This window comes from Mycolicibacterium vulneris, assembly GCF_002104765.1.
Lineage (GTDB): Bacteria > Actinomycetota > Actinomycetes > Mycobacteriales > Mycobacteriaceae > Mycobacterium > Mycobacterium vulneris.
Map to the genome: position 1 here is coordinate 1 of NZ_NCXM01000037.1, position 19,718 is coordinate 19,718.

Sequence of the window (19,718 nt, forward strand, 5' to 3'; positions counted from 1 at the left end):
CCGAGTTGTTCAACCTGGTGCTGGTCTGCCCCTATCACCACCGGCTACACCACCGCGGCGTCATCACCATCACCGGAGCCACCGACGATCTCGTCGTCACCGACAGCGCCGGTCGACGACTCACTGGGGGATCGCTCGCGCGTCCGCCAAAGCTTCCCCCGCCCGCCGTCCCACCGTGTCCCGGGCCCACCGGCGAGCGGGCCGACTGGTGGTGGTACGAACCGTTCCAACCCCAACCACCACCGACGACCAACTAGGTACCTTACCGCCGCCGGTCATCACCAGCACCGAATCCAAGCTAAAACAGGTTGGGGCATCAAAAGATTCAGCTCGAACCGAGTCCCGGCACGATCTCGCCGAGGCTGAACGTCACCGGTTGTTCGAGTTGTTCGTAGGTGCACGAGCGCGGTTCGCGATCCGGGCGCCACCGATTGAACTGCGCGGTATGACGAAATCGCCGGCCTTCCATGTGGTCATAACGGACCTCGACCACCCGTTCGGGCCGCAGCGGCACGAACGACAGATCCTTACCGGCGTTCCAGCGCGAAAACTCGTTCTTACGAGGGGTCCGCTCGCCGGCCTCGTGCGCGGCCCAATTCCACGGATGATTCTCGAAATCGGTGACGAGCGGCTGTAGTTCATCGAACAGCCGCCGCCGCTCGGCCATCGGAAACGCGCCGATCACGCCGACCGACGCGAGCTGGCCGTCATCCTGATACAGACCCAACAACAGCGAACCAATCGCGCCGGCACCGGATTTGTGCACCCGATAGCCGGCCACCACACAGTCGGCCGTCCGCTCGTGCTTGATCTTGAACATGATCCGCTTGTCCGGCTGGTAGGTGATGCCCAGCGGCTTGGCAACCACGCCGTCGAGGCCGGCGCCCTCGAATTCGTCGAACCAGCGCTGCGCGGTGCCCAGATCCGTCGTCGCCGGCGTGACATGGATCGACGGTCCCGAGCCCGCCAGGGCATCGACCAGGGCGGCCCGCCGCTCGCTGAAGGGGCGTCGTGTGTAGTCGTCATCGCCGAGGGCGAGCAAGTCGAACGCGATGAAGGATGCCGGCGTGGTCTCGGCCAGCATCCGCACCCGCGAGTCGGCCGGGTGAATGCGTTGTTGCAGCGCCTCGAAATCCAGCCCGTGGTCGGTGGCGATGACGATCTCGCCGTCGATCACGCAGCGCTCCGGCAGCTCGGCTTTGACCGCGGCGACCAGCTCGGGGAAATAGCGCGTCATCGGCCGTTCGTTGCGGCTGCCCAGCTCGACCTTGTCGTGGTCGCGGAAACAGATCGACCTGAAGCCGTCCCACTTGGGCTCATAGGACGCTTCAGGGGGAATTGAACGCACCGACTTCGCCAGCATCGGCGACACCGGCGGCATGACAGGGAGGTCCATAGCCTGATTGTGCTGGAATCGACGGTATGGCTGCTGCAGAAGAGCTCGACGTCGACGGCGTTGCGGTGCGCCTGACCAATCCGGACAAGGTGTATTTCCCGAAACTGGGGTCGAAGGGGACCAAGCGACACCTGGTGGATTACTACCGCGCCGTCGCGGGGGGTCCGATGCTCGAGACGCTGCGCGACCGGCCCACCCACCTGCAACGCTTCCCGGACGGCATCGACGGCGAGGAGATCTACCAGAAGCGGATCCCGCAGCACCATCCCGACTACGTGCAGACGTGCCAGGTGACGTTTCCGTCCGGGCGGACGGCCGACGCGCTGAAGGTGACTCATCCGGCGGCGGTCGTGTGGGCGGCGCAGATGGGCACCGTCACCTTGCACCCGTGGCAGGTGCGCTGCCCGGATACCGACCATCCCGACGAATTGCGCATCGACCTGGACCCGCAGCCCGGTGTCGCGTTCGAGCAGGCGCGCACCGTCGCGGTCGAGGTTTTGCGGCCGCTGCTCGACGAGCTCGGGCTGGCCGGATATCCGAAGACATCGGGTGGTCGCGGGATCCACGTCTTTCTGCGGATTGCCAGCGACTGGGATTTCATCGAGGTGCGCCGCGCCGGCATCGCCCTGGCCCGCGAGGTGGAGCGCCGAGCGCCCGACCTGGTCACCACGTCCTGGTGGAAGGAAGAGCGCGGCGAGCGGATTTTCATCGACTTCAACCAGAATGCCCGGGACCGCACCATGGCGTCGGCATATTCGGTGCGGCGCACCCCGATCGCGACGGTCTCGATGCCACTGTCATGGGAGGAGCTGACCGACGCCCAGCCGGACGACTACACCATGGCGACGGTGCCCGATCTGGTCCGGGGCCGAGAAGACCCCTGGGCCGCAATGGATGATGCGGCCCAATCGATCGCTTCCTTACTAAAAATGGCCGAGGCCGACGAAGAGCGCGGGCTCGGGGATCTGCCGTATCCGCCCAACTATCCGAAAATGCCCGGCGAGCCCAAACGCGTTCAGCCCAGCCGGGATCGAGATCTCAAGAGCGACAAGGGCTAGCCGAAATCATCGGGGGGGATCGGGGGATCGGAACCGCGGCCGGCGATTGGCCCGCGTTTACCGCCTATCGCGTAGATGAGCCGCTTTGCCCACGTGAGGACCTCAACGTAGCACCGGCGGGGCCCGCAGAGGAGTGATTCTGTTGCGTCGCGGTGGCTTAAGGCGATTTGTCACAGTGACAATCGGGGTCATCGGGCAAGGCGAACTGCAGTGGTGCCGGCCTCGGTGGGGAAATGCCGAGTCAGTGTTAACCCAGAAATTGCCAAGGGATTCAGCGTTGCCGCGCTGAGGCGATTAGCTTACGGCTAACCCGTGCAAAGGCCAGCAAGCGACTCGCGTAGAGCGTGCGCACGGGCCCGAAACGTGCGCACGCCCCCGCGTCGTTCGTTCGCCGGCGTTGCGTCAGGGGCGACCCGGACCGCGACCGGTAGATCCGCAAAAGCCTTGAAGCCCAACTAGATTCACATCACGAGGCTCTGGCCGATGCGCTCACGGCAGCATCCCGCTACGCCGACACGTCGCGGCATACAGCCGTGCGAGGACTGGCACCCAATGTCATCGAGGGAGCACTCAATAGGACCGAATAGGGAGCCGTACCGAGTAATGGGTGCGAGTAGCTGAGAACCCTGCCGGGTCCCCGGCGGACCTACCCTGTGCAGGTCAGGTTAGGTCCGCAGTCGATCGTTATCGGCGTTGTGCAGCCGGAAGCCGCGACGGCGGTGAAGGTGAGGATAATGCCAAGAACAACTTTGTATTTCAGACCAGACATGACCACTCCGTCCTTAGGGAGAAATCTTGACGCCCGAGAGTAGGAACATTACGCGTTGAGCTCTCGAGCGAGTACAGAAACGAGTAATTTTCAACAAATTACGTCACCTGACTGAAAGCCGCGCGAGTGACGAACGCGCGAATTCGAATCGCGCGCCGGTGTCCGCTCGTAAACTCCCGCGAAAACGGGGTCTTGGCGTGCCGCAAGGGGGTAGTTGAATGCAATTGTCGCGCTTTGTGCGCGTTGATTAGCGAAGACGGTGCGTTGCCCCCGCCTAACCCGCATTCCGGGAGAACGGCCGGGCCTAAAGGCGTTGCCCCAAAACAGGATACGACCTTGTCCAACGCAGTCAAATCCAACTTCCGGTACGAAATTATCCTTTTGCTTAGACTGCGAGTACGGGATTGCCCGTTTGATTGGGAAGTTGCGGCCGGACCATCCGCTATCGAGACTGACAAAAGTAGGCTCAGTGGCTATGTCGGTGGCGACGCGGGTAAGTTCCGCGGTATTCGCGTTGCTGCTCGTGGCAATTCCCGGTGCCGGGGTGGCCGCCGCAGAGCCGGCCGCACCCGACACCAACCAATCGGGTGCACGAATGGTTGGCTGGGATACCTACCGCCGATTGGACCGATTGCCCTATTTGAACCCCGGTTCGCAGACTCTGCAGGTATCGAGCTTTGACCGCAGCGGCGGCGATTTCGACATCTCCACCGGTAATCGCAACGGCAATGGCGGGTGCCTGGCACAAGGGGGTGCCGGCTGCGTCATCGCGGAAAATCACGGTGCCGGAGAGATTGATTCGATCTGGCTGACCCGCGATGGCGGCAACGTCCGCGCTCTCGGAAACATCCGCATCGAGCTGGACGAACAGGCCGTTGTAGACACACCATTGCAATCGTTGGTCGACGGCAAATCGGGGGCCCCGTTCGTGTGGCCGCTGGTGGCCAACGCCGCACAATCGCCGGGCGGCGTCTACATCAAGGTGCCGATGCCCTACCGGCGTTCGATGCGGGTCAGCGTCACATCGCATTTGGAGTATTACCACGTCGACTATCGGCAGTTTCCCGATGGCGACGGGGTGAACACGTTCTCACCATCCGATCCCGCGCTCGATGTGCTGGACACGCTCAAGTCTGCCGGTGTGGTCGACCCCAAACCGGCGGCAGCCGGTGCGGCGCACAGCACGCGGGTCAGCGACCTGGCCCCCGGCGCCGCGCAAACCATCGCCGAATCGACTGGCTCGGCCAGCATCTCGGAGCTGCGGGTGCAACTGCCCGAACCGGCTGCGGGACAGCTGGGCGACTTGCGGCTGCAGATCGAGTTCGACGGGCGTACTTTGGTCGACTCGCCGCTCGGGGAATTCTTCGGTGCCGGCCTCGGCGCGAATCCCGTGCGATCGTTGATGTTCGGGACCAGCGCTCAGCCCGATGGCTCGTGGGTGTTATGCGATTGGTGGCCAATGCCTTTCGCGCGGTCGGCCCGTGTCACGCTCGTCAACGCGGGCGCCACGCCGGTTACGGGAATAGTCAGCGACGTCGCCACCGCACCCGACGCGCAATGGGCGCCCGCGTTGACCAGCGGCCGTGCCGGCTACTTCACCGCTCGCTCGCACGCCGGACCGACCGCGGCGGGCCAGGACTGGGTGTTCGCCGAGGAACAGGGACGCGGCAAATTCGTCGGCGTCAGCCACACCATCCGCGGCTATCGAACCAAGACGGCGTTCAGTGATGACGCCCCCTACTTTCTCGAAGGCGCCGAGCGGGTCTACACCGACGGCGCCGCGTCTCCGCAGTGGTACGGCACCGGCACCGAGGACCTGTACGAGGGCGGCTGGTACTTCAAGAACGGCACCCACTTCAGCGACCCATTCAACGGCCAACCCGATCAACGCACCGCCACGGGCGGCTGCGCCGACTACTGCGTCGCCGTGTACCGGATCATGCTGGCCGACGCGATCGGCTATCACTCCGGGATCCGATTCGGCATCGAGCACGGGAAAAGGAATATGGTCCAACCCGACTACAGCTCAACCGCATTCCTCTATACGCAGGCCGACGCCGACATCACCGCGGGCGACGACGTCAGCCCCACCGATCCCGTGAATCGAGTCCTGCACGGCTACACCGACTCCGACGCGACCGACCAGCTGCTGGTCAGCGAATACGAGGGCACTCAGGACACCCTGCCCGTGGTCGGCTCGGTCCGTGCCGCCCAGGGCGCGATCGTCTTTCACGTCCAGATCGATCCGGACAACCACGGCGTCCTGCTGCGGCGCACCTCGGATCAAGCGACCGGATTTCAATCGGCGGACGTCGCCGTCGACGGCGTACCGACGGGCAACTGGCTACAGCCGCGCAGCAACACCTTTCACCGGTGGCTGGACGACACCTACCTGGTGCCGCAGTCGGTGACCGCGGACAAGGCGCAGGTGACGGTCACCCTGATGCCCACCGCCGACTCACCGCCCTGGACCGCCAGCCGCTACCACGTCGACACACTGACGGGGCCCGCTGACTAGGGAGCGATTGGTGGCCAGTCCGATAAGTGCACCGGCCAGGCCGCCGGCCGGCGCCATCAGCGAAGGCCCGGCGAGCAACAGATAGGCGAACGTGACACCCGCCATGAGTAATGCCTGGTGCAGCGGTGTCCAGATGGCAGCCGCCCGCATCCGGAACGACAATCCGATGCCGAGCAGCAAGGCCACCACGTGACCGATCGCGGTGAAGTCGGCACTCGCGGCCGCCACCACCGCGGTGCCCAGCCACCAGCCTGCCCAGACCCCGCGCCGGCGCGCCGGGATCGACGCCGTGAACGCGCCGAGCACGCACACCGCGCCATAACTGATCCCCACGTCACTGGCGCGGGCGACGGAGACGGGCAACATCCCCGTCTCGATGGCGGCGACCAACCCGACCGCGACGATCACCGTGGCGCCGATGTGGCCGACGGCGAAGGTGACGAGCAGCCCCCGGCCGCACCACATGAGTTCACCCAGGGCCAGCAGGCAGACCAGCCCGGGCAGCCAGAAGAACAGGTCGCCGCCGTCGTTGACGAATGCGCTCCCGATCAAGGTGCCCAGATGACCGCGGCCGAGGTTGTGAACATTTGTGCTCATTCGGCTTACAGCGACCTCGTGCGCGTGCGGGCCCAGCGCCGCGAGGATGAGGTAGATGGCGAGCAGGATTACCGCATAGGTGGCCGTGACTCGAACCGATGCCGCGGCCGGCGCGGCGCGCAGCGGCGCCTGCGTCCAGCGCAGGACGCCGTCGCGGGTAGCGGCGAAGGTCATGGTTTTACGGTGCCGGTCCGGCTGGCGCCATGCCGCGTTCTTAACGAAGCCTTCACACCCATGCCGCAAATCTTCACGATGCCGGCAGGCTCCGTGACGTCTCCTTAAAGAGAGGCGATCGCGGCGATGGCATCATCGGCGGTCACTCTGGCCGAGGCGTAATTGGGCATGTTCACCTCGAGGGCGGCGCGCATCTCGATGTCCGAGCAGTCGGCACCAATGTTCATGCGCGACGATGTCGCCCGGCCGCGGCTCGAACCCGGCGCGGATGAACGGCACATCGTCGGGAGCCGTGTGGCGGGCGGCCAGCAATGCGCGGTCTTGACGGACTCGTCGGGATGCTGCTAAACATGGCCTGCGCCACACGTTTGGGCGATCGCCCAAAGTCGATCGGTGGAGGATGCATGGGTCGGATGGATGACAAGGTCGCATTCGTGACCGGTGCGGCACGGGGGCAGGGCAGAAGTCACGCCGTCCGGCTCGCGCAGGAGGGTGCCGACATCATCGCGGTCGACATCTGCCGTGGGTTCGAAGGCTCGCCGGCCCCGGCCGCCACGCCGGAAGACCTCGACGTCACCGCGGGCATGGTCAAGGACGCCGGAGCTCGCGTCGTGGCCGCCGAAGTAGACGTGCGTGAGTACGACGCGTTGAAGGCAGCGGTCGACAGCGGCGTCGAACAGCTGGGGCGGCTGGATGTCATCGTCGCCAACGCGGGCATCGGCACGATGACCGGCAAGCTGCACAAGACCGACGAGGCGCTGTGGCAGGAGATGATCGACGTCAACCTCAGCGGGGTGTGGAAGACGGTCAAAGCCGGTGTCCCGCACATGCTGGACGGGGACCGCGGCGGTTCGATCATCTTGACCTCATCGGTCGCGGGTAACAAGGCCTACTTGCATACCGGCCACTACACGTCGGCCAAGCACGGGGTGATCGGGCTGATGCGGGCATTCGCGGTTGAATTGGGGCACAAGATGATCCGGGTCAACGCCGTGCTGCCGACCCATGTGAACACGCCACTGCTGATCAACGAAGGCACCTTTCATGCCTTTCGGCCCGATCTGGAGAACTCGGGGCCGGACGACCTCGCGCCGATCTGCCAAACCTTCCACACACTGCCGATCCCGTGGGTCACCGCCCAGGACATCAGCAATGCCGTGCTGTTCCTGGCCTCCGACGAAGCGCGATACATCACCGGCGTGGCGCTGCCGGTGGATGCCGGCAGCTGTCTGAAGTAAGGAAAGCATCGATGACCGTCACCAACGACACCGACGTCTACTACGACCCCTACGACGTCAACATCAATGCCAACCCCTACCCGAGCTACGCGCGGCTGCGCGAAGAGGCGCCGATCTACTACAACGAATGCTACGACTTCTGGGCCCTGTCAAGGCATTCCGACGTCGAGCACGGACTGGCCAACTGGGAGACCTTCTCCAACCGGCGAAGCGACATCCTCGAGCTCGTCCAGTCGAAATTCGACATGCCCGGCGGCGTCATGATGTTCCAGGACCCGCCGGAGCACTCCAGGCTGCGCGGCCTGATGTCGCGGGTGTTCACCCCCCGCCGGATGGCCGCCCTCGAGGACCAGATTCGGCAATACTGCATACGCTGCCTGGACCCGCTGGTCGGTTCCGGTGGATTCGACATCATCGCCGAGCTCGCATCGATGATGCCGATGCGCGTGATCGGGATGCTGTTGGGAATCCCGGAGTCCGAACAGATCTCGGTGCGTGACGCCAATGACGCCAACCTGCGCACCAAACCGGGTGCGCCGTTGAAGGTCGCCGACGCCGACTCCATCGCCGACGGCCGGATCTATGCCGACTACGTCGAATGGCGTTCCAAGAACCCCTCGGACGACCTGATGACGACGCTGCTCAACGTCGAATTCGACGACGACAACGGGGTGCACCGCAAGCTGACCCGCAAAGAGGTGCTGCACTACACCCAGGTGGTCGCCGGGGCGGGTAACGAGACCACCGGCCGGCTGATCGGCTGGCTGGCCAAGGTGCTCGCCGAGCACCCCGACCAGCGCCGCGCGGTGTACGAGGACCGGTCACTGTTGACTCGTACCATCGACGAGACGTTGCGCTTCGAACCCACCGGCCCGCACGTCGCGCGTTGGATGGCAAAGGATTTCGAGTGCTACGGCACGGCGGTTCCGGCCGGCAGCGCCATGCTGTTGCTGTTCGGCGCCGCCAACCGCGATCACCGCCGCTACACCGATCCGGACACCTACAACATCCGTCGCGACAACATCTCGCACATCACCTTCGGGAAGGGCGTGCACTACTGCCTGGGCGCAAACCTGGCCCGCCTCGAGGGCCGCGTCGCGCTCGACGAGATCCTCAACCGGTGGCCCGAATGGGACATCGACTACGAAACCGCGCAATTGGCGTCGACGTCGACCGTGCGCGGCTGGGAGCGGCTGCGGGTCGTGTTGCCCTGAGCCGCCGCGTCAGGTGGTCCGGCGTTTCTTCGGGGTGGGCATCTCGAACCGGTCCAGGAAGCGATTGACCAGCGCGACGGCCTCGTCGTGCCCGCCGTGGGTGCCGAGCCCCTGCTCGAGGATCAGGGTGCGCCCGATGGAGGCGATGACCAGCGCCAGGGCCGCGGGCGGGAATTCGTCGGTGTCGAGCTCGTGTTCGCGAACGATGAAGTTCAGCGCGGTGATCTGCTGTTCGCGCCAGCGTTCCGACCACGCCGAGATCTCGGCCCGAATCTCCTTGCGGTGGTTGGCAAGTCCCATGAACTCCAGCAGCAGCCGGGTGTCCTTGGGCGCGGTGAGCGTGTCCCAGAAGGCGTGCAGCGGGCGATCGGAGGCCAGCGCCTGCTGCTGACGCTCCAGGTAGACGGCGGCACCGCTGCGGAAGACGGCCAGATACAACTCGTCCATCGTGGGGAAGTAGTAGTGCACCAGGGCCGGTTTGACGCCGGCCTTGGCGGCCACCCGCCGCGACGTCGCGGCGGCGTAGCCCTCCTCGATCATGATCTGACTCGTCGCCGCCACCAGCATGTCGCGCGTGGTCGAATCACGCGCCTTCGGTCGCTGGGATGCGGTCACAGTGTGGTCTTATCACATGGCGTGTCAGGGGACCGGTTCGGCGACCATGTCGAAGAAGGCCGCGCCGGAATCCGGGATGCGGCTCTGATTGAACACGTTGACTGCGTAGGAGACCAGGATCATCGAATAGAGCAGGTGCAGCAGCCTGGTCGCATCGTCCGATAATGCGTTGATGTCACGCTGATTCAGGTACGCGATCGCCTCCTCGGCCCGGGGGGCGATGGCATGGTAGAACCTGACGAGGTCGTCGTAGGGCCTGGACAGTCGCGCCTCGTAGCGCTGCGCTCGCGTCGGCAGCGCCCAATCGGCGACGAACGGTTCGAGATCGGCAAACCCCTGCGGGTGATACCACTCGCAGATCGAGTCGACGGCCAGCTTCCAGTTCCCGTTGATGCGGGTGGAAAACCTGTAGTGCTGCGTCATCTTGTCGATGGGATAGGCCTCGATGCCGAGCAGGCCGTCGCCCAGGAAGCCGCGCAACGGCACCGGATCGTCGGCGAAGTTGACGAAGATGAACCCGGCCCAGACTTCGCAGTGCACCGGCGGCATCCGCAGCGTGCTCTTGTCGAGGTCGAAGAACTCGCCCTCGTTGGTGATGTGGTTGACCTTGCCGTCCAGGCCGTAGCGCCAGCCGTGGTACTTGCACGCGAACGCGCGACAGGTGCCCGACGATTCCCGGCCCGGGTGCTCCTGCCATACCACCTTGTTGCCGCGGTGTGCGCACACGTTGTGGAAGGCGTGCACGGTGTCGTCGCGGTCGCGGGCGATCACGACCGACGCGAGCCGTCCGGGCAGATCGACAGGCGCTGCTGGATGCTGGTCACGAGGGGACTCCTTCACTGCGTTGGCCGCCGTTGGTCCAGGGCTCCTGGTCCCAGGCCCGGTCCAGCGGTGCCATGTCGCCGCCGAACGGGAAGAAGGCACGCTGCGCGTAGGTTTCCCGGGCCAGGCCGTGGCCGAGCTCGTCGATGAAGGCCCGCTTGAGCGGGTTGGTGAACAACTGGCGCGAATAACGCAGCGTCAGCGGTGGACGCTTGACCAGTTCGCGCGCGAGTTCCCAGGCCCTGTCCAGCAATTGGCCCTTGGGCAGCACCTCGTTGACGACGCCCCACTCCTTGGCCTCGGCCGCCCCGAGCTTCATGCCGGTCAACAGGAAGTAGCGGGCGCGGGTGTGACCGGCCAGGAAGCTCCAGATGACGTGCTGGCCGTCGCCGGGCACCTGGCCGCGGGGGAAGTGGGAGGCGTCCTGGAAGTAGGCGTCGTCGGAGGCCAGCACGATGTCGCCCATCAGCGCGACCTCGGAGTGGATGTTGCACGGGCCGTTGACCGCGCTGATCATCGGGACGTCGACGTCGAGCACGTTGCTGATCAGGTGTCTTGCGTACCAAGCTTTTTCATCGAGCTTGACCAGGCCACGGGTGCCGGGCATCAGCAGATATTCGGGCTTGTCCACCGCTTCGCCGTTGGGTAAGCGGCCCCAGTTCGCGTTGTAGTTCTCGCCGGTGCCGGTGTGGATCAGTACCTTGATCTCGCGATCGCCGGCGATGTCGGCGAACGCGTCCGACATGTCGTCGTGCGCGCGCCAGTCCCACACCAGGCTGCCGCCGTTGGTGTGGCACTGCATGAACAGGATTCCGTCGTCGGTGAGTTCGAACCGGTAGTTCGCATACCGATCGTGATATTCGCTGTACCTGGTTCTTTTTGCCATTGAGCCGTCTCATTCCGCGAGCAACCGTCAGCTAAGCGGTTTGAGCGATCGCCCAAACCGCTTAGCTGACATGCTCGCACCTGCGGTCGCGGCGGTCAAGGCTCACCGTCCGTGCAGGCGGGCCACCACCGGCGCGAAGGAGTCGATCTGTGCCTGCTGCACCGTGACGTAGTTGACGCCCAGGGTTTCTCGGCGCGAATGCAGCGTCGCGGCAACGTGTTCCGCCGAACCGATCAGCACACTCGGATGATCGCGCAACAGGTCTGCGGCGATGCCCGTCGACTTCGCCAGCCCCGCCAGCACGGTCTCGGGGTCGTCGGTGATTTCGGTGAAGTACGGGGAGCTTTCGACGTCCAGCCGACCGAAGCGCCCGCCCGCGGCGGCACGCACAAAGCCGATCCGGCGCTCCGCCACCGCCTGTGGGTCCAGCCCGTCGGGATCGTGCGCCACAAACGGGACGCTCGAGATGCTGACGATGTCGGCCTGGCGTCCGGCCAGCGTGAGAACGCGCTGGCCGCCCCCGCCGATCATGATCGGTGGATGGGGGTGCTGCACCGGCCGTGGTCGTCCCGCATAACCGCGTACCTCGACCAACTCGCCCGAATAGTCAAGTTCTTCGCCCTGCCAATGGGCCTTGACGAGCGCGACCACCTCGGCCAGCTTGGCGATGCGCCGGCCCGGCCGGTCGAATGCGAGCCCCATCGCGGCGTACTCGACTCCGCTCCATCCGGCGCCGATGCCGAATTCGAGGCGCCCGTCGGAGAGCAGATCGAGAGTCGCCGCTTCCTTGGCCAGCACCGCGGGCACGTGGTAGTCGATGCAGAAGACGCGGCAACCGATGCGCAAGGTCTCGCTCCAGGCGGCGGCCGCCGCCATGGCCGCGATGGGTGCCAGATCTTGGCGCGGGGTGCGCGCCTCTCGCCGCGCCGGTCCCGGTCCCAGGTAATGGTCCGCGAGGAAAAGCGTTGTGTATCCGAGATCTTCGACCCGCCGAACGGTATCGCGCCACTCTCGTGACCCCGCGGCATTGGTGGCCTGCACGCCGAAACGAAACGGGGGTCTGTCCATCAACGGACCCTAAGTGGGCCCCTGAGCGGAATCAAGGCGAAATCGACAACTCGCGCTTGACCGCAGGCGAGGCCGGGTGATAGGCATGTGAAGCCTATTTGGGCAGTCGCTCAGGAAAGTCGAGGTGTTGCTCGAGTGAAGACGGCGGTCGTTACCGGCGGTGCTTCGGGGATCGGCCGTGCGGTCGCCGAGCGATTGCGCAGCGACGGATTCCGGGTGGCAGTCCTCGACCTGACCCCAACCGACGACGGCTTCGGCTATGGCGCCGACGTCACCGACCGCGCCCAGGTCGATACCGCGATAGCGGAGATCCGCGCGGCGTTCGGCCCGATTCTGGTGCTGGTCAATGCCGCAGGCGTGGAGGGGTTCGGAAACTTCTCGAACATGTCCTTCGACGAATGGTCCAAGGTCATCGACGTGAACCTGCACGGCGTCTTCCACACCGTTCAGGCCGTGCTGCCCGACATGGTCGAGGCCGGATGGGGTCGCATCGTCAACATCTCGTCGTCCAGCACCAACTCCGGGCAGCCGTTCATGGCCCACTACGTCGCCGCGAAGTCCGCGGTGAACGGCCTGACCAAGTCGCTGGCCCTCGAATACGGCCCGGCCGGCATCACAGTCAACGCGGTTCCGCCGGGCTTCGTCGACACCCCGATGTTGCGCAGCGCCGAGCGGCGGCACCTGCTCGGGGGCACGGTGGAGGATCACATCGCGCGCACCCCGGTGCGTCGCGTCGGCAAGCCCGAGGACATCGCCGCGGCATGCGCCTTCTTCGTCTCCGAGGAAGCCGGTTACATCACCGGCCAGATACTCGGGGTCAACGGCGGCCGCAACACCTGATCGCCGAAAACGCAGAGCCTCCAAGGAGATTGATGTACGAGAGGGACCAGCTGTTCATCGATGGGGAATGGACGGCGCCAGCCTCTGGACACGACACCGTCATCTCGGTGGTGTCGCCGCACAGCGAGGCGGTGATCGGCCACGCGGTCGCCGCGGGACCCGAGGATGTGAATCGCGCCGTCGACGCGGCGCGCAGGGCGTTCGACACCGGGCCGTGGCCGCGCATGCAGCCGGCGGAACGGATCGAGGCGCTCACCCGCCTGGCCGGCATCTACAAGGAGCGGCGCGCCGACATGGCCGCGCTGATCTCGGCCGAGATCGGCGCCCCCATCACCTTCGCGAAGATGGCGCAGGTTCGCCTGCCGCTGACCATGATCTCGGCGTTCTGCGGCATGGCGGCGAACTACCAGTGGCGACAGGATCGTCCGGGCCTGTACGGCAAGGAGATTCGGATCGTCAAGCAACCGGCCGGCGTTGTGGCCGCGGTGGTGCCGTGGAACATGCCGCAGTTCCTCACCATGTGCAAGATCGTGCCGGCGCTGTTGGCCGGGTGCTCGGTGGTGCTCAAGCCCGCCCCCGAATCCGTGCTCGACGCGCAGCTGCTTGCCGAACTCGTTGCGGCAGCGGGCTTTCCGCCGGGCGTGCTGAACGTGGTACCCGGCGGTCGCGACGTCGGTGAACTGCTGGTGGGCCACGCGGGCGTGGACAAGGTCTCGTTCACCGGGTCCACCGCCGCTGGGCGGCAGGTCGCTCTGGCGTGCGCCCAGGGGCTGACCCAGGTGAGCCTGGAACTGGGCGGCAAGTCGGCGGCCGTGGTGCTCGACGACGCCGATCCGGCCGCGACCGCCAACGCGATTCAGATGGCCAGCCTCGCCAACAGCGGTCAGGTATGTAATGCGCTGAGCCGGATCCTGGTGCCGGAGGCCCGCAAGGACGAGTTCGTCGACGCGCTGGCGGCGGGCATGCAGTCGATGACGGTGGGTGACCCGGCCGACCCCGATACGCAGATCGGACCGCTGGTGGCGCGGCGCCAGCAGGAGCGGGTCCGCGGCTACATCGAATCGGGGAGAAGCGAAGGCGCGCGCCTGGTCACCGGTGGCAGCGAGATGCCCGACGGCCTCGAAACCGGTTGGTACGTAAGGCCGACGCTGTTCAGCGATGCCACCAATGACATGCGGATCGCCCGCGAGGAGATCTTCGGCCCGGTGCTGACCGTCGTCTCCTACCGGGACGAGGACGAGGCGGTTCGGATCGCCAACGACTCCGAATACGGGCTGGCGGGATCGGTGTTCACCGCCGATGTCGAGCGCGGTTACGGCGTGGCGGTCGGGGTGCGGTCGGGCACCTTCGGCGTCAACGAGGGCTACATCATGGATCCGGCGGCACCGTTCGGCGGGGTCAAGAACAGCGGGTACGGGCGCGAGCTCGGCACCGAGGGGATCGACAGCTACACGGTCAGCCAATCCATTTCGACCGCGGCCTCGTGACCTGCAGGGCTGCAACCATGTTTAAGTTTCTTAACTATCGGGGATAGGGATGGGCAATCCCCCATAGGTAAGGAACACGCGTGGCCCCCAGCTTCAAGGACGTTATCCAATCCAAGTACTTGCTGTTGACGACATTCACCAAGGATGGCCGTCCGAAACCGACACCGATCTGGGGCGTGCCCGACGGCGACGACACACTGTTGGTGATCACCGATGACGGGTCGTGGAAAACCAAGCGCATCAACAACACTCCCAGGGTGACTCTCGCCAAGAGCGCGGCGCTGGGCAAGCCCAAGAGCGAAGAGGTCCAAGCCGTCGCCCGGGTGCTACCGAAGTCCGAGACGCGACGCGTCTACAACGCCGTCCTCAAGCGGTACTGGTATCACGCGCCGTGGTTCTATGTGCACTCGATCGTGCGCGGCGGCATCGACAAGGTGCACGTCGGCCTGGAGATCAAGCCCGCCGGCTGAAGGCGGCCCCACGCTCAGCCGCCCGCGGCGCGAATGGCCTCGAAGGTGTCCGCCACAGTCTCTTTGGGGTCCCGATAGGTGATGCCGAGGTCTCGTTCGCTCGGGGAATCGTCGGACGCCGGCATCTGCGTGTAGTACTGCATGCCCGCCCAGGTGAACGGCGTATCGAAGGGCAGGAAACGGGTCGCCCGATCCAGCACCGCGCCCGCAACGCGCAGCGCGGTGTCCGGGATCGGGACGGCGACCATCGGTGTCCCGGCGACCTCGCCGAGCAGGTTGGCGAGGTCGGCCGCGGGCACCCGATGACCTCCGGCGGTGTAGCGACGCGGTCCGCGTCCGGGCTCGAGCAATGCCGCGTGCAAAGCGGCCAGGTCGCGGACGTCGACGATGAGCCAAGCCGCGCTGCGCCCCGGAATCGCGTGCATCTGCACTGCCGCCCGCACCCCCTCGCCGGCCTCACCGAACTGGTCTCCCACCGGCGGGCCCAGCACCATGCCCGGATAGCTGATGTTGACCGGCGCTCCCGCATCCTGCAGGCCCCGGGCATAGATCTCGACCTGCGCCTTGGACGTTCCGTATCCGTCCGCGCCGCCCACCACCGGCAGGTCCGCCGTCAGCGTCTCCAGGTCCGGATGGAATAGCGCGGTGAAGCTGGACACGTGGACGATGGGATCCAGGCCGAGCTCGACGGACTGACCCAGAACGTTCTGTGCGCCCTGCATGTTGGTGGCAAGCATCTCCGGCGTCTGGCGCGGGTCGGTGGCGACCAGCGCGGCGCTGTGCACGACGGCGTCGCATCCCTGCAACGCCTCGCGCACCGCGACCCGGTCGACGATGTCCGCGACGGCGAAGTCCGAGACGTCGACGCCCAGCTTGGCGACGGTGGTCTGCAGCTTGTCGGGGTTGCGGACCAGGAACCTGACGGAGTGCCCGGCGTCGGAAATGGCCTTGGCGGTCCACCCACCGACAAAGCCGGTACCGCCCGTGATCAGAACGCGCATCGGCTCATTCTGCAAGACCGCAAAAACCTACAGGTGGCTGGAGGCGAAGTTGGCAGCTTGGCTTGTCATGCCGTTAACCGGATAGGACGTGTGCGCGACGAAATTGGTGTCGTCGCCGTTGCCGCAGACCGGGTCGCCCTGCGCGCACAACTCGAGCGTCTTGGGCTGGTAAAGCGGCCCGATGGTCAGCGGGGGTGCGTTGTACTTCTGCAGGAACTGACCCGACGGCGTCCCGAACAGCGTCACGGCGGCCACGTGCTTCGCGACGTCCGGCGGCATCGGCGGGGGCACCAGGGATGCCGGGACACCCGGGGGCACGGCGGCCGACGTGGTGTAGCCCGCCACCGCCGCGCCCTGCGAATAGCCGCCGAGCACCTCTTTGGTGTTGGGGCAGTTCGCCGCCATCGACTCGATGTGCGAACTGGCGTCCCGGATTCCATCGATGACGGTCACGGGGAAGTCGGGGCTCGAAAAGTCAGTGCTGGCAGGGTAATTGACCGGATAGACAGTTAGTGACCTGCCGCCGATCTCTGAGCGCAACGCGTCGATGAACGGCTGACCGATCCCGCCGACGCCGGGCGGTTCGCCGGATCCTCGGGCAAAAACGACCTCGACGTCGGGACACGGCTCGGCCGCCGCGGGTGGGACGGCCGCGCTCGGGACGAACGAACCAAACACCGCCGCAGCCGACAGCGCGGACACCGACAGCCCGCGCGCCGACACGACGGCCAATCTCCGAATGTTCATTACTTCTTGAAAGCGTCCTTCACCTTCTCGCCGGCATCTTTCAGGCTGGACTTCGCCTGGTCCGCCCTGCCCTCGTTTTTGGTGTCCTGGTCTCCGGTTGCCTTGCCGATGGCTTCCTTGGCCCGGCCCCCGAGGTCCTCGATCTTGTTTTTCAGCTTGTCTTCGTTGCTCATGGCGTGCTGGCTACCCGTCAACAGCAGCTATCAAAACCCCCACCCTGTCATCATGGACCCGTGAGCACCGCAATCGTGGTGGCAGTAGTGGTGGGATTGATGCTGCTCGGCATCGGCATCGTGGTCAATCAGCTGCTGCGGCTGAGGCGCTATTTGGGGGACTCGCCCACCGAAGAACCCCCCGGTGCAAATCCGGAGCCACCCGAGCATTCGGGCTGATAGCTTCAACCTCGTGAACGCTCGAGGCGTCGCGACGCGGTGAAGCCGTCGACTCTGCTGGTCACCGACGCCGGCTTGCCACGCGGTGTGTCCGGTGCTGCCGACCCGCGTTTCGCGAGCGCCATCAGGGTGTTCTCCCAGCTGTTTCCCGGGCGCCGGTTCGGAGGCGGAGCGCTGAGCGTCTACGTCGACGGGGTGGCCGTCGTGGACGTCTGGACCGGGTGGTCGGACCGGGCCGGCACGCAGCGCTGGACCGCGGACACCGGCGCCATGGTGTTCTCGGCGACCAAGGGCGTCGCCTCGACCGTGATCCACCGGCTCGCCGACCGCGGCCTGCTGTCCTACGACGCGCCCGTCGCCGAATACTGGCCCGAGTTCGCCGCCAACGGGAAGGCCGAGATCACGGTCCGCGACGTCCTACGGCACCGTTCCGGGTTGTCACACCTCCGGGGCGTCACCAAGACGGAGTTGATGGATCACCTGCTGATGGAGGAGCGCCTGGCGGCGGCGCCGGTCGATCACCTGCGCGGCGTGCAGGCCTACCATGCGCTCACCTACGGATGGCTGCTCTCCGGTCTGGCCAGGGCGGTGACCGGCAAAGGCATGCGCGAGCTGATCCGCCAGGAGGTGGCCCGTCCGCTCAACACCGACGGGCTGCATCTGGGCCGCCCACCGGAGGGCTCCCCGACCACGCCGGCCCAAATCCTGCTGCCGCAGGGCAGGCTGCGCGCACCGGTGATCAACTTCATCGCACCGCGGGTGGCTGGTCTGCCGTTCTCCGGTGCGCTGGGCGCGATGTACTTCCCCGGCGTCATCTCCCTGATCAAGGGTGACACCCCGTTTCTGGACGGCGAGGTGCCCGCCGCCAACGGCGTAGTGACCGCGCGGGCGCTGGCCAAGATGTTCGGCGTGCTGGCCAACGACGGCCGCATTGATGGCAAGAAGTTCGTGTCCGAGGACCTGGCGCGCGGGCTGGCCGGGCAGGCGCGCCGAAAGTGGCCCGACGCGAACATGATGGTGCCCATGCCTTTTCACCTGGGCTACCACGAGTCGCCGGTTCCCGGTTTGCTGCGCGGCTTCGGTCACGTCGGGCTCGGCGGAACGCTCGGCTGGGCCGACCCCGAGACCGGCAGCTCCTTCGGCTTCGTGCACAACCGGTTGCTGACCCCGCTGCTGTTCGACATGGGATCCTTTGCGGGCCTTGCCCGTCCGCTGCGCAATGCCATCGAGGCGGTTCGCGACAAGGGGCCGATCGAGGTGCCGGCGCTGGGCGCCCGCTACGCCAAACCCGCTCGGCGACGGGCGAATGTCCCGGACACCGCGGCGTCGGGCGACGGCTGACCGTCCGGGCTACCTGACAAACGCGTTGCCGCGCGGCAGCGTCAGCGGAAGATCGGCATACGTGGCGATGCCTGGCGCCGCGGCGACGACCGCGGCGATCCCGTTGATGGCGGGCACCGCCGTCATGATGTGACCGAGGTCCATGAATTCCTCAAGCGTGGTGGCCTCGAAGTACGGCGGCGGCAGGAAGCCGACCTTGGTGGTGACCGTCGGCTGCCCGTCGACCTGGATGACCCAGCCGTCCTGCTCGATCTGCCAATCGGGTTCGAGCGTCTGCCCCTTTTTCCACCGGACGTTGAGGTCGATCAGGACCTTGCCGTTGACGATGCCCTGCCAGCTGATGTAGGTGCCCGCGACGTGCCCCGCCGGGATGGTCCAGGACGCCATGACGAGATCCTCGGTGGTCTGGGCGAACTCGGCGACGCACTTCACCTCGTCGAGCTCGATCCCCAGCGCGTCGCCCACCAGCCGGACGGCCTCGCCGAAAATGGCCGTGCCCTTCGCGGCCATCGCCGGCAGGTCGGGGTGGTCGATCGGCTGGCCGAAGCCGACCGGTTTCTCGGTCTCAGGGGAGTCGTAGAACGTGGTGTCGGCGGCCTCGTTGACCGTGACCTTGTCGATCCGGTTGCACACCATGGCCGACACGATGGCCAGCAGTTCGGCGAAGCCCGGGCTGACGCCAGACCCGAAGATTGTGGAGCCGCCCTTCTCGCAGGCCTCCAGGATGCGGTCGCGGCCCTCGCCCAGGTTGTGTCCTGTGATGAACGACGCGGTGGTGACCACGTTGACGCCCGCGGACAGGATGCGGACCAGTTCGTCGACGTTGATCCACATCGGGTTGTAGACCACGCAGTCCGGCTTCAGCGCCAGCAGCTCGTCGATGTCGTTGGTGGCGTTGAGGCCGAGGGGTGGGAGCCCGACGAGTTCGCCGGCATCGCGCCCGGCCTTCTCCGGCGACCAGGCGTAGCAGCCCACCAATTCCAGGGTGGGGTTGGTGACGATCGACTTCAGTGAGCTCTTGCCGACGTTTCCGGTGTTCCACTGAACGACGCGATAGGTGTTTGGCACTCGCTCAGCATAGGGAA

Annotated in this window: 20 protein-coding genes and 1 pseudogene; 10 read left to right on the forward strand and 11 right to left on the reverse strand. The window is 66.0% G+C overall.

The features are described 5' to 3' along the window. Positions 1–257, forward strand: a pseudogene (locus B8W69_RS25935) (hypothetical protein); the annotation flags it as partial. Between the two features lie 68 nt (positions 258–325). On the opposite strand, the gene B8W69_RS25940 reads toward B8W69_RS25935, so the two are convergent. Then, positions 326–1,396 (reverse strand): ATP-dependent DNA ligase, encoded by a 1,071-nt coding sequence (locus B8W69_RS25940; protein ID WP_085292568.1) that lies wholly within the window; start codon positions 1,394–1,396, stop codon positions 326–328. A gap of 26 nt (positions 1,397–1,422) precedes the next feature. Between B8W69_RS25940 and ligD the strand changes: the two genes are divergently transcribed. Both ligD and B8W69_RS25950 read left to right on the forward strand, forming a co-directional pair. Continuing rightward, the gene (ligD, locus tag B8W69_RS25945) at positions 1,423–2,454 is read left to right on the forward strand and encodes a non-homologous end-joining DNA ligase (RefSeq protein WP_085292569.1); all 1,032 of its coding nucleotides are present in this window, start codon (positions 1,423–1,425) and stop codon (positions 2,452–2,454) included. Between the two features lie 1,244 nt (positions 2,455–3,698). Next, positions 3,699–5,741 carry a glycoside hydrolase family 172 protein gene (locus tag B8W69_RS25950; protein ID WP_085292570.1) on the forward strand — a complete coding sequence of 681 codons (2,043 nt, stop codon included), beginning with the start codon at positions 3,699–3,701 and terminating at the stop codon, positions 5,739–5,741. Here B8W69_RS25950 and B8W69_RS25955 read toward each other — a convergent pair. Then, on the reverse strand, positions 5,682–6,512 hold the full coding sequence (locus B8W69_RS25955; RefSeq protein WP_085292571.1) for a rhomboid-like protein: 831 nt from the start codon (positions 6,510–6,512) through the stop codon (positions 5,682–5,684). The two genes, B8W69_RS25950 and B8W69_RS25955, sit on opposite strands and share 60 nt — an antisense overlap. Positions 6,513–6,616: 104 nt before the next feature. Next, positions 6,617–6,739, reverse strand: a complete 123-nt coding sequence (locus B8W69_RS31870) for a hypothetical protein (RefSeq protein ID WP_281255250.1) — start codon at positions 6,737–6,739, stop codon at positions 6,617–6,619. A 177-nt stretch (positions 6,740–6,916) separates the two neighbouring features. On the opposite strand from B8W69_RS31870, the gene B8W69_RS25965 reads away from it, so the two are divergent. Both B8W69_RS25965 and B8W69_RS25970 read left to right on the forward strand, forming a co-directional pair. Then, positions 6,917–7,750, forward strand: a complete 834-nt coding sequence (locus B8W69_RS25965) for a mycofactocin-coupled SDR family oxidoreductase (protein WP_085292572.1) — start codon at positions 6,917–6,919, stop codon at positions 7,748–7,750. An 11-nt stretch (positions 7,751–7,761) separates the two neighbouring features. After that, positions 7,762–8,964 (forward strand): cytochrome P450, encoded by a 1,203-nt coding sequence (locus B8W69_RS25970; protein WP_085292573.1) that lies wholly within the window; start codon positions 7,762–7,764, stop codon positions 8,962–8,964. A gap of 9 nt (positions 8,965–8,973) precedes the next feature. On the opposite strand, the gene B8W69_RS25975 is transcribed toward B8W69_RS25970, so the two are convergent. The 4 genes from B8W69_RS25975 to B8W69_RS25990 all read right to left on the reverse strand — a co-directional run bounded on the left by B8W69_RS25975 (position 8,974) and on the right by B8W69_RS25990 (position 12,355). Next, entirely contained in the window at positions 8,974–9,531 is a 558-nt protein-coding gene (locus B8W69_RS25975) for a TetR/AcrR family transcriptional regulator (RefSeq protein WP_085292574.1), read from the reverse strand. Between the two features lie 72 nt (positions 9,532–9,603). Beyond that, complete coding sequence (locus B8W69_RS31645; RefSeq protein WP_245843369.1) at positions 9,604–10,419, reverse strand: aromatic ring-hydroxylating oxygenase subunit alpha; 816 nt, start codon at positions 10,417–10,419, stop codon at positions 9,604–9,606. Further along, on the reverse strand, positions 10,400–11,287 hold the full coding sequence (locus tag B8W69_RS25985) for an enoyl-CoA hydratase/isomerase family protein (protein WP_085292575.1): 888 nt from the start codon (positions 11,285–11,287) through the stop codon (positions 10,400–10,402). Before B8W69_RS25985 ends, B8W69_RS31645 begins: the two co-directional genes overlap by 20 nt. Before the next feature lie 102 nt (positions 11,288–11,389). Further along, on the reverse strand, positions 11,390–12,355 hold the full coding sequence (locus B8W69_RS25990; RefSeq protein WP_085292576.1) for a TIGR03621 family F420-dependent LLM class oxidoreductase: 966 nt from the start codon (positions 12,353–12,355) through the stop codon (positions 11,390–11,392). 135 nt (positions 12,356–12,490) lie between these two features. Here B8W69_RS25990 and B8W69_RS25995 point away from each other — a divergent pair, with 135 nt between their 5' ends. From B8W69_RS25995 to B8W69_RS26005, 3 genes are all read left to right on the forward strand, one after another. Beyond that, positions 12,491–13,195: an SDR family NAD(P)-dependent oxidoreductase gene (locus tag B8W69_RS25995; RefSeq protein WP_085292577.1), complete on the forward strand. Its 705-nt coding sequence runs from the start codon at positions 12,491–12,493 to the stop codon at positions 13,193–13,195. A 32-nt stretch (positions 13,196–13,227) separates the two neighbouring features. After that, positions 13,228–14,682, forward strand: a complete 1,455-nt coding sequence (locus B8W69_RS26000; RefSeq protein ID WP_085292578.1) for an aldehyde dehydrogenase — start codon at positions 13,228–13,230, stop codon at positions 14,680–14,682. A gap of 80 nt (positions 14,683–14,762) precedes the next feature. Next, positions 14,763–15,152, forward strand: a complete 390-nt coding sequence (locus tag B8W69_RS26005) for a PPOX class F420-dependent oxidoreductase (RefSeq protein WP_085292579.1) — start codon at positions 14,763–14,765, stop codon at positions 15,150–15,152. 14 nt (positions 15,153–15,166) lie between these two features. Here B8W69_RS26005 and B8W69_RS26010 read toward each other — a convergent pair whose 3' ends face one another. From B8W69_RS26010 to B8W69_RS26020, 3 genes are read right to left on the reverse strand one after another with little or no spacing between them, the layout of a single operon-like run. Then, the gene (locus tag B8W69_RS26010) at positions 15,167–16,153 is read right to left on the reverse strand and encodes an NAD-dependent epimerase/dehydratase family protein (protein ID WP_085292580.1); all 987 of its coding nucleotides are present in this window, start codon (positions 16,151–16,153) and stop codon (positions 15,167–15,169) included. Between the two features lie 27 nt (positions 16,154–16,180). Continuing rightward, complete coding sequence (locus B8W69_RS26015) at positions 16,181–16,900, reverse strand: cutinase family protein (RefSeq protein WP_085292581.1); 720 nt, start codon at positions 16,898–16,900, stop codon at positions 16,181–16,183. After that, positions 16,900–17,073: a CsbD family protein gene (locus B8W69_RS26020; protein WP_085292582.1), complete on the reverse strand. Its 174-nt coding sequence runs from the start codon at positions 17,071–17,073 to the stop codon at positions 16,900–16,902. The genes B8W69_RS26015 and B8W69_RS26020 overlap by 1 nt, the downstream gene beginning before the upstream one ends. 60 nt (positions 17,074–17,133) lie before the next feature. On the opposite strand from B8W69_RS26020, the gene B8W69_RS30775 reads away from it, so the two are divergent. Together B8W69_RS30775 and lipL are read left to right on the forward strand one after the other, a co-directional pair. Continuing rightward, positions 17,134–17,292, forward strand: a complete 159-nt coding sequence (locus B8W69_RS30775) for a hypothetical protein (RefSeq protein WP_165762697.1) — start codon at positions 17,134–17,136, stop codon at positions 17,290–17,292. A gap of 39 nt (positions 17,293–17,331) precedes the next feature. Continuing rightward, on the forward strand, positions 17,332–18,633 hold the full coding sequence (gene lipL / locus B8W69_RS26025; protein ID WP_085292583.1) for an esterase/beta-lactamase LipL: 1,302 nt from the start codon (positions 17,332–17,334) through the stop codon (positions 18,631–18,633). Positions 18,634–18,642: 9 nt separating this feature from the next. Here the strand turns inward: lipL and B8W69_RS26030 are convergent, their stop codons facing one another. After that, complete coding sequence (locus tag B8W69_RS26030) at positions 18,643–19,701, reverse strand: NAD(P)H-dependent amine dehydrogenase family protein (protein WP_085292584.1); 1,059 nt, start codon at positions 19,699–19,701, stop codon at positions 18,643–18,645. Positions 19,702–19,718: the final 17 nt, after the last annotated feature.